Genomic DNA, 14,032 nt, shown 5'->3' with positions numbered 1-14,032 from the left:
GAGCGACGGACTGTTAATCCGCAGGTCCCCCGTTCGAGTCGGGGAGGGGGAGCCAATCACAAGAATTTCATAGACATTTCAGTAATTTTCCACTACTCTTCTGCATTATAACTAAAACATAGTACGTGCTCTTATGTGTTGCTAATTAGTTGAATAATCAAGGACCTGATTCCTTTCCTTTTGAACTATTAAAAGATTGATAACATGGCTGGCTTTAAAAAACTTATTTTTATACAAATCCTGTCTTGGCTTTTGTGCGTTGCGGCTGGAAGCTACTTCATATCTGTAAGCTTTAATAATGCTGTAAGTGACGCACAAACGTCAGCGCAAACGAGTGTAACTCGCTACATTAACAGCTTAACAAGCGATAATCTGTCATCAGAAAGTATAAAAAAAGCAGTGGCTAACGGTGAGGTGTTTTCAAGCTTTATACTAAGAGACTACCAAGGGGCTGAAGTATTTTCACTCAACTCCCCTGCCCAGCTTCCTATGTTTGCTGAATTTGTTCAATCTAGCTTTAACTCTGTTCGTCCACAATTTGCTGTCAATGATGCTGCAGATATAAAAGTAGAATTTATACTTAACATTAGTCATTTAGCGCAGCAGCTACAAACCTCACTGTTTATTGTTATTCTTATCTCTGCCCTGCTAGTGATTATTCCCATTATATTAATGAAGTCTATTTTTCATAGCTTAAATAAAAACATCAGTATGACCGTAGCCGATGTGATAGATATTTACATTAACCAAAATCAAATTGGTGATGATTTAAGCACAGCACTGGATGCCAGTAAAATGAAGAAGCTAGGTAAAGATTTAGTGCCTAGTTTTAACCGCCTTTCGCATTTTTTAAAAAATAAAAACGATGATATTCAAAACGCTGCATTGAGCATTAAGCAAGAAGCGTATAAAGATGTAATTACCGAGCTGGGTAACCGTAATATGTTTGTTGAATATTACGAGAAACACATTGAAAACACTGAGCGCAGCACTTTTGGCTCATTAGCACTTGTACGCTGTAGTGAATTGCAATCTATAAACCAAAGCCGTGGTTACCAAAAAGGCGATGATTACGTAAAAGGTGTTGCTGATATTATTAAGCATTTGAGCGGCACATACACAGGTAGCCAAGTATTTAGGCTAAATAGCTCAGACTTTGCAATCGTATTACCTAATACCCCGCTTAAAGAAGCTGAACGTTTTGGTGAAAACCTGCAATCGCGCTTTACTCAGTACCAACAAAACCAAGAGCTCAGCTCTGTGGCTAATACCGGCATTGTGGGGTATGAAAAAGGCAAGCCGCTGGGCGAGCTATTATCTGTTGTCGATAACGCGATGAGCATGGCGCAGTCTAAACAGGTTAATGCATGGCATGTGCAACGCGAAACCGATTTAGTCAATAATGTAAGCGCAGGATTTGGTAACCAAAATTGGCGTAAAGTGATCAACGAAGTGATTGAATCAAAACGTGTTCACTTAGTAATGCAAAATATTATGCCACTGGGTAAAAGCATTAAAGCTTATGCCGAAATACAGGTTCGCTTTAAAACCGAAGACAACCAAGTGCTCCCTACTGCCTCATTTTTAGCTATGGCTGAAAAGCTCGATATGGCCATAGAGATTGATCGTTTAATTATAGACTCATCACTTGAAAAAATTAAAAGCCGTAACCTGTCTGAAAAGTTTTTTGGCCTTAATGTGACCGCTTCAAGCGCCCATAACGACCAATTTGTGATTTGGTTAGAACGTCGCTTACTAAAAGATACGCATATAGCCTCTAAATTAGTATTTGAAGTAAGTGAGTTTGGTCTACAGCAAAATATTAAAGCCAGTAAACGCTTTATTGATATGGTCCATCGTGTAGGCGCCCGCGTAACAGTTGAGCGCTTTGGCGTAGGGTTAACTTCGTTTAAGTTTTTCCGTGATTTAAAACCCGACTTTATTAAAATGGATGCCAGTTACACACGCGGCCTAGAAGATGACAAGAACAACCAATACTTTATGCGACTAATGGTTGATTTAGCCCACCGCATTGGTGTGAGTGTGTTTGCTGAGGGCGTTGAAAGCCAAGAAGAAAAGCACATAGTAGAAACGCTCTGCCTTGATGGCGTACAAGGTTATTACATAGAAAAACCAAAAGATATTTAAGCTAGGCCTAAAAACACAAAAAGAGCACATGTTGCTCTTTTTGTGTTTTAAACGCTTAATTTTTCACTTACTTTAAAATCACATAAATTTTACAGCTTTGTGATCGCAAGATTATTTTACCGTGTTTATTTAACTGATAACGACTCGCATATGTTGTTTATCGGGGCAGAAAAAAGGATAATACACAGGATTTTAATAGCGCGAGGCACACATGACTGAATATGTCTTGTTATTAATTGGAACGGTTCTAGTTAATAACTTTGTATTGGTACAATTTTTAGGCTTATGTCCATTTATGGGTGTATCAGGCAAGCTTGATACCGCTATTGGCATGTCTTTAGCAACTACATTTGTGCTTACACTTGCCTCTGTAACCAGCTATTTAGTCAATCAATATATTTTAGCGCCGCTTGATATCGAATTTTTACGCACCATGAGTTTTATTTTAGTGATTGCCGTTGTGGTGCAATTTACCGAAATGGTCGTGCGTAAAACCAGCCCAACTTTATACCGTTTATTAGGTATATTTTTACCGCTGATCACCACTAACTGTGCAGTATTAGGTGTTGCGCTTCTTAACATAAAAGAAGATCACACATTTTTGCAATCAGCCGTCTATGGATTTGGTGCAGCTGTTGGCTTTTCATTAGTGCTTGTATTATTTGCAGCCCTGCGCGAACGTCTTGCCGCTGCAGATGTTCCCACCCCGTTTAAAGGCGCCTCAATAGCCATGATCACCGCCGGCTTAATGTCGATGGCGTTTATGGGTTTTACCGGATTAGTGAAGTTTTAATATGACCTTGATGTATGCCTTGATAGCGCTTGGCTCGCTAGCGCTTGTATTTGGACTTATTTTAGGCTTTGCAGCTATTCGCTTTCGTGTAGAAGGTGACCCGATTGTAGAGCAAATAGATACTATCTTACCACAAACTCAGTGTGGGCAATGTGGCTACCCGGGCTGTCGCCCCTACGCTGAGGCAATTGCCAACGGGGATGAAATTAATAAATGCCCACCAGGTGGTGAAGCAACGGTTAAAAAGCTGGCCGATTTAATGGGCGTTGAACCTAAGCCCCTTGCTGGTGGCGAGCAAGCGGAGCCAATAAAAACCGTTGCTTATATACGTGAAGACGAATGCATAGGCTGTACTAAATGTATTCAGGCATGCCCTGTGGATGCCATTGTTGGTGCTACACGCCAAATGCACACCGTATTAATAGATGAGTGTACTGGCTGCGATTTATGTGTAGAGCCTTGCCCTGTAGATTGCATTGATATGCTGCCTGTAGCCGAGACAAAACAAAACTGGAAATGGCAACTTGATGCTATTCCCGTCACACAAATAGATTAGAGGTTTGAGTGGAAAAGTTACTTGAACAAATTAAAAAAGGCATAGTTTGGCCATTTCCTGGCGGCGTGCATCCACCACAACAAAAAACACTCTCTAATAGTGCGCGTATTGCAAGACTACCGCTACCAGATAAGTTAGTTGTACCTATTAAGCAGCATATTGGTGCTAACGGTAAATTAATTGTCGAAAAAGGCCAACAGGTACTGAAAGGTCAAGCACTCACCAAGCCTGTGGCAAATTGGTCTGTGCCTGTTCACGCCCCAAGCTCTGGCACCATCACTGATATTTCTTCGATGCCCTCGGCGCATCCATCGGCTTTACCTGAGCTAAGTATTATTATTGAGCCTGATGGCAAAGATCAATGGTGCGAACTGACCCCTACACCTGACCCAAGTGAGCTTAGTCACGATGAATTAGTCGATATAATTCATCAAGCAGGTATTAGTGGTATGGGGGGAGCAGGCTTTCCTACTTATGTAAAAGCCGATATAAAACAACCTATTGAGTTTTTAATTGTTAATGCTGTTGAGTGTGAGCCCTACATAACAGCCGACGATGTATTAATGCGTGAACATGCTAAGCAAGTTGTGCAAGGCATTGAGTTAATGCAGCAAATTTTAAGCCCAACGCTGTGTATTGTTGGCATAGAAGATAATAAACCTGAAGCCATCGCGGCTATGAAAAGTGCTGCAGAGCATAACGCTAATATTATTATTCAAACTGTGCCTACTGTTTACCCTTCAGGTGGCGAAAAACAATTAATTAAATTACTTACAAACCGCGAAGTACCCAGTGGTGGCATTCCTGCCGACATTGGAATTTTAGTGCATAACACCGGAACTTTGTTTGCTGTGCAGCAGGCAGTGTACGAAGGTAAACCGCTTATAGAACGCGTTGTTACAGTAACAGGTAACACTATCCATAATGCAGGTAATGTATGGGCATTATTAGGTACAGAAGTTAAACACTTGCTAGATTGCCAAGGTTTTTCACCCGTACCACAGCAGCGCGTTGTTATGGGCGGGCCGATGATGGGCTTTACCTTACCCACAGTGCGTATTGGGGTTATTAAAACCACCAACTGTATTTTAGCCCCTGATCATAAAGAGCTAGCAGAGCCTGGACCTGAAAAAGCCTGTATACGCTGTAGTGCCTGTGCAGATGCCTGCCCTGCTTCGTTATTACCACAGCAATTACAATGGTTTGCAAAGTCAAAAGAGTACGACAAACTACAAGAGCACAACTTATTTGATTGTATTGAATGTGGTGCGTGTGCCTATGTGTGCCCGAGCGAAATCCCACTGGTACATTATTACCGTGTAGCGAAAGTAGAAATAAAAGAACAACAGGCAGAAAAAATAAAAGCCGATAGAGCAAAAGAGCGTTTTGATGCACGTAAAGAGCGCCTAGAGCGCGAGCAGCAAGAACGCCAAAATCGCCATAAACGTAAACCGGCCGCTAAATCATCAGATGAAAAACAAAAAGTAGCAGATGCACTAGCTCGTGTTAAAAACAAATCAGATAAAGGCGATGAAAAATCAGCTGTAGCTGCTGCAATTGCTCGCGCTAAAGCGAAAAAACAGCAAGGCGAAGAACTAGAGCCAGATAACAGTGAAGTTGCAAAAGAACGTGCGCTTCGTAAAGAGCAAGCTCGTAAATATAAAGAGCAAAAAGCTGCCCAGAGCGAATCATCACCAGCACCTGATGATAAAAAGTCAGCGGTAGCGGCCGCTATTGCCCGTGCAAAAGCGAAAAAAGCGGCGCAAGCTGAGCAAAGTGCTGAGCCACAAAACGATGCAGCAAGCGCCCCAGCTGATGATAAAAAAGCAGCAGTAGCGGCTGCTATCGCTCGTGCAAAAGCTAAAAAAGCGGCGCAAGCTGAGCAAGATGCACAGCCACAAAGCGATGAAGCACAAGCTCCAGCTGATGATAAAAAAGCGGCACAAGCTGAGCAAGATGCACAGCCACAAAGCGATGAAGCACAAGCTCCAGCTGATGATAAAAAAGCGGCCGTAGCGGCTGCTATTGCCCGTGCAAAAGCTAAAAAGGCCGCTAAAGAAGCCGAGCAATCTGCTCAAAGTGAGCACTCAGCTTCTGAGCAGAGCGACGAGGCTGCCTCTGAGCGCAAATCAGAGCCAACACAAACCGCTGAAGAAAAGAAAAAAGCTGCCGTGGCCGCCGCCATTGCGCGCGCCAAAGCTAAAAAGTTACAAAAAGAAGGAAATGATCAGTCATGAAATTAACCATGGCCAGTTCGCCGCACAACCATAGCCATAAGTCGTTAACGCGATTAATGCTAACTGTTATTGCAGCGTGTATTCCTGGGTTGATAGCGCAAGTGGTATTTTTTGGCACCGGTGTACTTATTCAGTTAGTACTGGCACTTGTTGCTGTGAGTGTATTTGAAGCTGCCATTATGTTAATGCGAAAACGTCCAATTTGGCCAGCTTTAAGTGATGGTAGTGCATGGCTTACTGGTGTGTTATTAGCGCTGAGCATTCCGCCACTGGCACCTTGGTGGGTGATCATTATTGGCTGTTTATTTGCCATCGTCATCGTAAAACAGCTTTATGGTGGACTTGGGTTTAATTTATTTAACCCAGCAATGGCTGCATATGTATTATTACTTATATCTTTCCCAGTGCAGATGACCGGTTGGTTACCCGTTACCGATTTACTTAATGCGCCTATTGGCTTTATTGACCAGTTACGCCTTATATTTACCGACTTTACCGCGCTGGGCTTTAGTGTTGATCAAGTCCGTGCCGGCGTTGATGGTCTCACCATGGCCACGCCGCTTGATACAGTTAAAACCGATGTAGCACATGGCCTAACCGTTAGCGAAAGCATGCAAAAACCAATATTTGGGCAATGGACGGGGCTTGGTTGGCTATGGGTTAACCTAGGCTTTTTAGCCGGTGGTTTATACCTATTAAAAGCTAAAATTATAAACTGGCATATTCCAGTAAGCTTTATAGGCTCACTAGCACTGTGCAGTGCCATTGGCTATATTGCCGCGCCAGGTACCGAGCCTGGTATGGTCTTTCACTTATTAAGTGGCGCAACCATGATGGGTGCATTTTTTATCGCCACTGATCCTGTATCCGCTGCTACAACCAATAAAGGGCGCTTAATTTATGGCGCGTTAATTGGCTTATTAGTGTATTTAATTCGCACCTTTGGTGGTTTCCCAGATGCAGTCGCCTTTAGTGTATTACTCATTAATATTGCTGTACCACTGATTGATTACTACACCCAACCACGCACTTACGGCCACGGAGCAGTAAAATGATTATTTCATCAATGGCTAAAAATGGCGCGATATTAACGGCCTTTGCACTGATCACAACAGGCTTAGTTGCCTCAATTGATGCCTTTACCGCCGATAAAATTGCCGAGCAAGAACGCTTGCAATTAACCTCACAACTACAAGAGGTGTTAAACCCACGCAGCTACGATAATCAGCTCAATACCAATTGCGTAATTATGAGTGATGAACAACTTGGGCCCTACCCTGATCAAGTTATTTACCGCGCTTATAAAAATGAGCAACCTGTTGCACTGGTAATCAGGCACGTAACACCTAGTGGTTACAGTGGCGATATTAACTTATTAACCGCCGTACTTGCTGATGGCACCATTGCTGGCGTGCGAACCACTAAGCACGAAGAAACGCCCGGCTTGGGCGATAAAATAGAAATTAAAAAGTCATTATGGATCACAACATTTAACGATTTAACCGCTCAAAGTGAAGACGATGCACGTTGGGCGGTAAAAAAAGATGGCGGCCAGTTTGACCAATTTACCGGCGCTACTATTACCCCTCGCGCCGTGGTGGGCTCAGTAAAAAATGCTGTATTATTTGCCAAAACCAACTTTGACGATATTTTTGCCAAGCCTAATGCTTGCCAAGAGGTAACACCATGAGTGAGTTAAAAACTTTATATAAAGAAGGCGTATGGGTAAATAACCCCGCGCTCGTGCAGCTACTCGGTTTATGCCCGCTTTTAGCCGTTACCTCAACAGTAACCAACGCACTTGGCCTAGGGTTAGCCACGTTGTTGGTGTTAGTTGGCTCTAATATTACTGTTTCAGTTGTGCGCAATTGGGTGCCTAAAGACATTCGTATTCCGGTATTTGTAATGATTATTGCAGGCTTTGTGACCATAGTTCAGCTACTTATGAATGCGTACACCTTTGGCTTATATCAATCATTAGGCATATTTATTCCACTCATCGTGACTAACTGCGCCATTATTGGCCGTGCAGAGGCATATGCCTCTAAAAACCCAGTTCACCTATCTGCATTCGATGGCTTTATGATGGGCTTAGGCTTTATGGCCGTACTGTTAGTACTCGGTGCAATGCGCGAACTGATAGGCCAAGGTACATTATTTGATGGCGCCGATTTGCTCCTAGGGTCATGGGCACAAAGCCTACGCTTGGAAATATTTAGTTTTGATAGCCAGTTTTTACTCGCTATTTTACCACCAGGTGCCTTTTTAGGGCTTGGGCTGTTAATCGCTGCAAAAAATGTTATTGACGCACAAATAAAATCAAAACAAGTAACGCCGCCAGAAGCCGAAAAAGGGCCACGCGCACGTGTTACTAGCTTAACTTAAGGGGAAAACGCATTAACGCTATTAGCTAATGCGTTTTAAGTTGCATGAATAAAGAAAAACGTCACCAAATACTCTCGCGCTTGCGCGAACAAAACCCGCATCCAGAAACCGAGCTTGAATATTCAAGCCCATTTGAGCTACTTGTTGCCGTTACGCTCTCTGCACAAGCTACCGATGTAGGGGTAAATAAAGCAACCCGTAAATTATTTCCGGTTGCTAATACGCCACAAGCCATTTTAGATATTGGCCACGATGCGCTTCGCGATTATATAAAAACCATTGGCTTATTTAATTCAAAAGCCGCAAACGTGTTCAAAATGTGCCAAATATTGGTTGATCAACATAACGGCATTGTTCCCGAAAACCGCGAAGCCCTTGAAGCCCTCCCCGGTGTTGGCCGCAAAACCGCAAATGTCGTACTCAACACGGCTTTTGGCTGGCCAACCATTGCCGTAGACACGCATATTTTTCGTGTTTCAAACCGCACCAAATTTGCGATGGGCAAAGATGTAGTCGCCGTAGAACAAAAACTTGAAAAGGTTGTCCCTAAAGAATTTAAAGTAGATGTGCACCACTGGTTAATACTACACGGGCGCTATACCTGTGTTGCACGAAAACCTAAATGTGGCTCGTGTATAATAGAAGACTTGTGTGAGTTTAAAGACAAGACTGATTAACTAGCAAGGGTTTATGAAGTTTGTTATTAATAGTTTAATTAAAAAAGTGAGAAATGTTGCAACAGAATCCTATGCAATTAACTCATTACTAAATTAATTTAACAGAATAGTGTCACGCTCATGATTCGAAATATCACTGTAACCCTTCTTATATACTTTGCAATATTTTCAACGGCTTATGCAGTCGAGGAAAATACACAAAATAAGAATATGAAAGTGTCTGAAGTTGCAGATAAAATCGCAATTCAATACCAAAAAATGGGGTGGTTTTCAGGAAATGTGCTGATAACGAAAGAAGGTAAAGAGGTATTTTCATCTTCCTATGGTTTTCAGGATATTGAAAAAGAATTAAAGAACAGTACTCAAAGCCGCTATAATCTTGGATCAATAATGAAAGACTTCACCAAAGTCCTAATCTTGAAACAAGTAGAAGCTGGAAAGCTAAAGTTAAGTGACAAACTCATTACGTTTGAGTTAGGCTTTAAACAGCTTCATGCCGAGAAAATTACAATTGAACATTTACTAAATCATAGAGCTGGATTTGCTGATATCTTTGTAGCTGAATATCGTGAGAATCAACTCGCGTTTGATACTATAGAAAAAAAACTAAAACTGTTAATACACACCCCTCTCTTATTCGAACCTGATAGCGATTATAAATATTCAAACTACGGTTATGTAGTGTTGGGAGCCATTCTTGAAAAAGTAACAGGCCAATCATTCGAAAAATTACTTGCAAACAATATTTTTAATCCAATTGGCATGTCATCAACAACCTTCAAGCCTATGAACTATCATGAGCACCAGTCGATACGATATACCTATAAGTACAATAATACGTTGAAACGAGTTGGTGTTACAGAAAATCCAAGCCCGGATGGCGGCATTGAGTCTACAGTTATAGATGTTCAACAGTTTTATCGAGCGCTCTTTTACACCGATAAACTACTAAAGAACTCTGACCATACAAATCGTAAGTCATTTGCAATGGATGGCTCCCATTGGGCCTCATATGGTGGAGGGTTGGGAGTGAGTGCTGCTGTTGAGGTTGATTTGGAAAATGGTTATGAAATTGTCGTCTTGGCCAATTCCGATCACCTAATTGCAGAGCGAATTTCTAGCCGAATTTTGTCTTTTATTCAAAATGGTAAATATGAACCGATAAAGCCATTGGAAAAAAACTTTGCTTTCGAGTTTTACCAATCAAGTGGTCCAAAAGAGTTTTTTAAACACTTTAAGAAGACATACCGCGAGAACGGTTATAAGCAGTTTATTGGTCGAACAATCAATGAATTAGGCATGGAGCTGCTTAAGTCAGAGTCATGGACAGCAGCGTTTGATATGTTTAAGTATTTAATATCCCTTTTCCCTAATGCGCCGCAAGTATACGATAGCTTAGCATTTGCTTACTTATCAAAAGGAGACTTTGAAACGGCGAAAAGCACTTTCCGTAAGTCGTTAGCGATTAAATCCGATTTTAAAAGTGATTATGTAAGTGACAATTATGGTCATAATAAGCAACTGTAAGTACGTTTATCGCACAAAAATGACCGTCAATATGGGTATGCTGCGAGGCCATAGTTTAAAATAAAATCTATTTTTCTTACCTTTAGGCTGGCCGATCATTGCCGAAGACACGCATATTTTTCGTGTTTCTAACTGCATCAAATTTGCTATAGACACAGATGTAGTCGCTGTTGAGTAAAAGCTCGAAAAGGTTGTCCTTAAAGAATTTAAAGTAGACGTACACCACTGGTTAATACTACAAGGGCGTTACACCTGCGTAGCACGTAAACCTAAATGTGGCAGCTGCATTATCGAAGACTTGTGCGAGTTTAAAGAAAAAACTGAGTAATTAAAGGGAGTTAAATAATATTCAAACAGCGGGTTTGCATCAATGAACCGTAGCTATTAACGAGTACTTTTACTCTTAAACATTTTTTGCCATGCTTTGGGAGCCACCCCATACTTATGAAAAAAATGTTTTCGATAAATTTGCTCCGAACTAAAGCCTGATTTTTCAGATACTTCTGTGACAGACAAACTTGTCGATTCCAGTAATTCCAAACTGTGATTAAGACGAGCATCGATTAACCAAGTATTAAAACTGATGCCATTGGCTGATTTAAAGTTTCGGCTAAAGCTACGAACGCTCATCATGCAGTAATTGGCTGCGCCGTTTAATGTGTAATTATCCGAGATGTTTTCTAATACAAGATCGATTAAATTAGCAATTCTTGCGTCGCTTGGCTTTTTTATTGCTGGGTTTTCAATATATTGATTTTGCCCCCCACTTCGCTCGGGAGAAGAGACCATGACTCGTGCGATTTGGTTTGCCACTTTGGCGCTATAATAATGCTTCACAATGTGAAGGCAACAGTCGATAGCCGCTGCACTGCCAGCTGATGTAATGATGTTATCTTCTACTATATACAATGGGTTTATATCGCAGGTAAGCAAAGGAAACCTTTTTTTAAAATCGTCCCCGTACTTCCAGTGAGTTGTAGCTCTCAGACCATCTAGTAGCCCACTATAAGCTAAAGAATAGGCTCCGAGGCATAAGCCAACAATTAATTTTTTATCCTTTTTAGCTTCGATAAGTTGTTCTTGCAACTGGCTACTTGGAACTTGGTTAGGCAGCCAACTTGGTACAATAATAAGGTCGGATTGCTTAATAATAGAAATGTCATGATGAATAGCAATACTTAAGCCATCAGATAAATGAACATGTCGGTTCGTTTGAGAGCATATACGAACATTAAATAACTTTTGCTCACTTGGAACCGCATCTCTAAAAATGGCAAGTGGTACAGAAAGGTGAAACAAACTAATCCCTTCAAAAGCAACCACGGCAACTTCAATCATATAAATTTGGCCTAATAGTATAATTATTTGCCATTATAGCCATTCCAAGCAAATTTCATATAATTACAATATATGTGTTATTTAAATTATATGAGATTAACTCAATGAAAGTTGTTACTAGTTACCCGCTTGTGGATGAAATTTTAGAACAATACCGTGATGTTATTAAATGCGATTACTTTGGTTACAGAAATCACATAACCAGAATGCTCAATTTTTGCCATTATCTACTGCCTGATATTACAGATGAAGAAAGTATGAAAATACAAGTAGCGGCAGTATTCCATGATATTGCACTATGGACTCACGATAGAGTCGATTACCTTGTGCCATCATATCAAGATTGCCATCAGTGGTTAGAGAACCAAGGGTTGAGTGAGTGGAAGGAAGAAATTCAAATAATTATAGATATGCACCACTTAATTAGTGAATACAGTGGGCCATATGCAAAGCTTGCTGAGACATTTAGAAAAGCAGACTTAGTGGATTTTTCACTAGGTGTCTTTAGAATGGGGATCAGTCGCTCGTTTATTAAAGACGTTAAAAGCGTAATTCCAAACGCAGGGTTTCATAAAGCTTTGGTGAAGTTTACTTTTATTCAGCTTGGTCGCAATCCATTCAAGCCATTTCCAATGATGCGAGTTAAAAATATATACAAAACTTAACTAGCACTTACCTGCTTATTTAAACCAATATTGGGCTGGTACAACTCACCTTAGGTACATTTAATGCCTCAATGGAATAGCTATGTGTAACTTGAAAGTAAGACAGCTAATTATTTAGCTGTCTGTCGAGTCTATATTATTTATAAATTGCGCCATAGTTACTAAACGCTCACCGACAATAAATGCAATGCTGCTTTTAACCCAAGGAGTTGCGATATTTTTGTAGTTTAGTTTAGCTAATACGCAGCTTGTAATTATTAAAAGTAGAAGCGATGACACGCTGTAAAACCAAACCATGTGTTGTTCTAGGTGTGCATACAAGTCAATTTCAAATAGCACATCAAACCCAATAAACACATAAGCCATATAAAAAGGTGCAGACATAAGCAACAACTTAGTTAGTTGTAATTTATGTGAGCAAAGGCGGTAAACGTCTTTTTGAAGTTGGCTAATTGGCTTTGCATAATCAACGTTAGCAATATGCACTATTTGGCCAATATTACCTGCAAAGCCAGCAATGGAAAATACACTCAGTATCAACACAGATATTGAAGGCGCTGAAACACTAAAGTTATTTGCAATATACTGCCCCAATAAAACAATAATAAAAAAGAAGGCTGCGCTTTCAATAATACGTGCCCACTTCATAGTATTAAGCTCTTTCATTTGTTTATTCACTTTTGTTTCGCTCAGCAGTGATTGATTTATTGTAATGGCCGATTCGTTAACACTATTTTGCTGCTGCCATGTGTTTTTTATGTTATCTAAATTCATATTAAGCCCCTGTTTTTCAAATTGATTTTTTAGTGTTTCTTTAATGCGGCCAATTCGCGTAGCGACGTTGGTTTTACTTATGCCTAAACTCGTCGCTATGCTTTGATGGGGTTCGCCTTCTAAATACAGCAATACTATGGCTTTATTTAACTTATCGAGCTTTGCTATAAATTCATAAAGCTGCTTAACCTCTTCGCTTTTATCATTGTGCGCTGAGAGGTCGGCTATGTGCACAATGCACTGCTCACTTTCATTGGCTTTATCTTCTCGTTTACTGTCTTTGCGGTAATAGGAAATCGCCACATTAAGTGCTATTCGGTACATCCACGTAGAAAACTTATAGTCTTTGTCGTAATTATCATAAGCAAGCCACATGGTGGTGAGTATTTCTTGCGCTAGGTCTTGCCTGTCGTGTTGGTTTTGACAGTAAGAGTTAACAACTTTATAAATAATGCCTTTATGCTGCTCCATTGTTTGAGCAAACAGTGCTTTTTTATTGGTGTTCATGTAGGCATAAATCCATCATTTAATTAATCTCATCACGTATTATTTCTAATGTATCTGTTTTTAAAAGCAACAGGTGCAAAGTTGTGGCTAATGCAACGCAGCCTGTACATATTTAAATATAAAGACTTTAGCTGCACTGTAATACTCACATAATCGTCTTATCTAGTTATTCGCAGTATCGCTGAAATAGTCACAACTAGTTAAAAAAATAATTATTGGAGGGAGTAGTAAGCTAAGTAAGAGAGCAAAGCGAGGAGTTAGCTCTTTTTTCTGCCTGCTATTAAAAGCGCACTCCTAGTTAAAAGAATTTTTTAATATAGCAATAGGCGATGAAATAGAGCGAGAAAGATTTCACTTAGGTGAACACATAGTATCGATGGTTCCTTACATGAACTTACAAATAACAGTTCATGCACGTATGGATG

General features: G+C 40.5%; 12 protein-coding genes and 1 pseudogene. 11 read left to right on the top strand and 2 right to left on the bottom strand.

Annotated features, from left to right (window positions below; all coding sequences use genetic code 11):
* Positions 1-204: 204 nt before the first annotated feature.
* From AABI99_RS15725 to AABI99_RS15680, 10 genes and pseudogenes are all read left to right on the top strand, one after another.
* Positions 205-2,148: a GGDEF domain-containing protein gene (locus tag AABI99_RS15725; RefSeq protein ID WP_338367033.1), complete on the top strand. Its 1,944-nt coding sequence runs from the start codon at positions 205-207 to the stop codon at positions 2,146-2,148.
* Between the two features lie 211 nt (positions 2,149-2,359).
* On the top strand, positions 2,360-2,941 hold the full coding sequence (rsxA, locus tag AABI99_RS15720) for an electron transport complex subunit RsxA (RefSeq protein ID WP_004589478.1): 582 nt from the start codon (positions 2,360-2,362) through the stop codon (positions 2,939-2,941).
* 1 nt (position 2,942) lies between these two features.
* On the top strand, positions 2,943-3,497 hold the full coding sequence (rsxB, locus tag AABI99_RS15715; RefSeq protein ID WP_338367032.1) for an electron transport complex subunit RsxB: 555 nt from the start codon (positions 2,943-2,945) through the stop codon (positions 3,495-3,497).
* An 8-nt stretch (positions 3,498-3,505) separates the two neighbouring features.
* Positions 3,506-5,734 (top strand): electron transport complex subunit RsxC, encoded by a 2,229-nt coding sequence (gene rsxC / locus AABI99_RS15710; protein ID WP_338367031.1) that lies wholly within the window; start codon positions 3,506-3,508, stop codon positions 5,732-5,734.
* A complete protein-coding gene (gene rsxD, locus AABI99_RS15705; RefSeq protein WP_338367030.1) occupies positions 5,731-6,789 on the top strand; it encodes an electron transport complex subunit RsxD in 1,059 nt (352 codons plus the stop codon). Before rsxC ends, rsxD begins: the two co-directional genes overlap by 4 nt.
* Entirely contained in the window at positions 6,786-7,424 is a 639-nt protein-coding gene (gene rsxG, locus AABI99_RS15700; protein WP_338367029.1) for an electron transport complex subunit RsxG, read from the top strand. Before rsxD ends, rsxG begins: the two co-directional genes overlap by 4 nt.
* Positions 7,421-8,119, top strand: coding sequence for an electron transport complex subunit E (locus tag AABI99_RS15695; protein WP_338367028.1), 699 nt, complete (start codon positions 7,421-7,423; stop codon positions 8,117-8,119). The genes rsxG and AABI99_RS15695 overlap by 4 nt, the downstream gene beginning before the upstream one ends.
* Positions 8,120-8,163: 44 nt before the next feature.
* Positions 8,164-8,796: an endonuclease III gene (gene nth, locus AABI99_RS15690; protein WP_338367027.1), complete on the top strand. Its 633-nt coding sequence runs from the start codon at positions 8,164-8,166 to the stop codon at positions 8,794-8,796.
* A 120-nt stretch (positions 8,797-8,916) separates the two neighbouring features.
* Positions 8,917-10,323: a serine hydrolase gene (locus AABI99_RS15685; RefSeq protein ID WP_338367026.1), complete on the top strand. Its 1,407-nt coding sequence runs from the start codon at positions 8,917-8,919 to the stop codon at positions 10,321-10,323.
* 85 nt (positions 10,324-10,408) lie between these two features.
* Positions 10,409-10,651, top strand: a pseudogene (locus tag AABI99_RS15680) (endonuclease III); the annotation flags it as partial.
* 56 nt (positions 10,652-10,707) lie between these two features.
* Here AABI99_RS15680 and AABI99_RS15675 read toward each other — a convergent pair.
* The gene (locus AABI99_RS15675) at positions 10,708-11,661 is read right to left on the bottom strand and encodes a helix-turn-helix domain-containing protein (RefSeq protein ID WP_338367025.1); all 954 of its coding nucleotides are present in this window, start codon (positions 11,659-11,661) and stop codon (positions 10,708-10,710) included.
* A 104-nt stretch (positions 11,662-11,765) separates the two neighbouring features.
* Here AABI99_RS15675 and AABI99_RS15670 point away from each other — a divergent pair, with 104 nt between their 5' ends.
* Positions 11,766-12,326, top strand: coding sequence for a hypothetical protein (locus tag AABI99_RS15670; RefSeq protein WP_338367024.1), 561 nt, complete (start codon positions 11,766-11,768; stop codon positions 12,324-12,326).
* A 114-nt stretch (positions 12,327-12,440) separates the two neighbouring features.
* On the opposite strand, the gene AABI99_RS15665 is transcribed toward AABI99_RS15670, so the two are convergent.
* On the bottom strand, positions 12,441-13,607 hold the full coding sequence (locus tag AABI99_RS15665) for a sigma-70 family RNA polymerase sigma factor (RefSeq protein WP_338367023.1): 1,167 nt from the start codon (positions 13,605-13,607) through the stop codon (positions 12,441-12,443).
* Positions 13,608-14,032: the final 425 nt, after the last annotated feature.

It is taken from the genome of uncultured Pseudoalteromonas sp., assembly GCF_963922945.1.
GTDB lineage: Bacteria > Pseudomonadota > Gammaproteobacteria > Enterobacterales > Alteromonadaceae > Pseudoalteromonas.
This window is presented reverse-complemented; position numbering and strand designations above follow the sequence as displayed.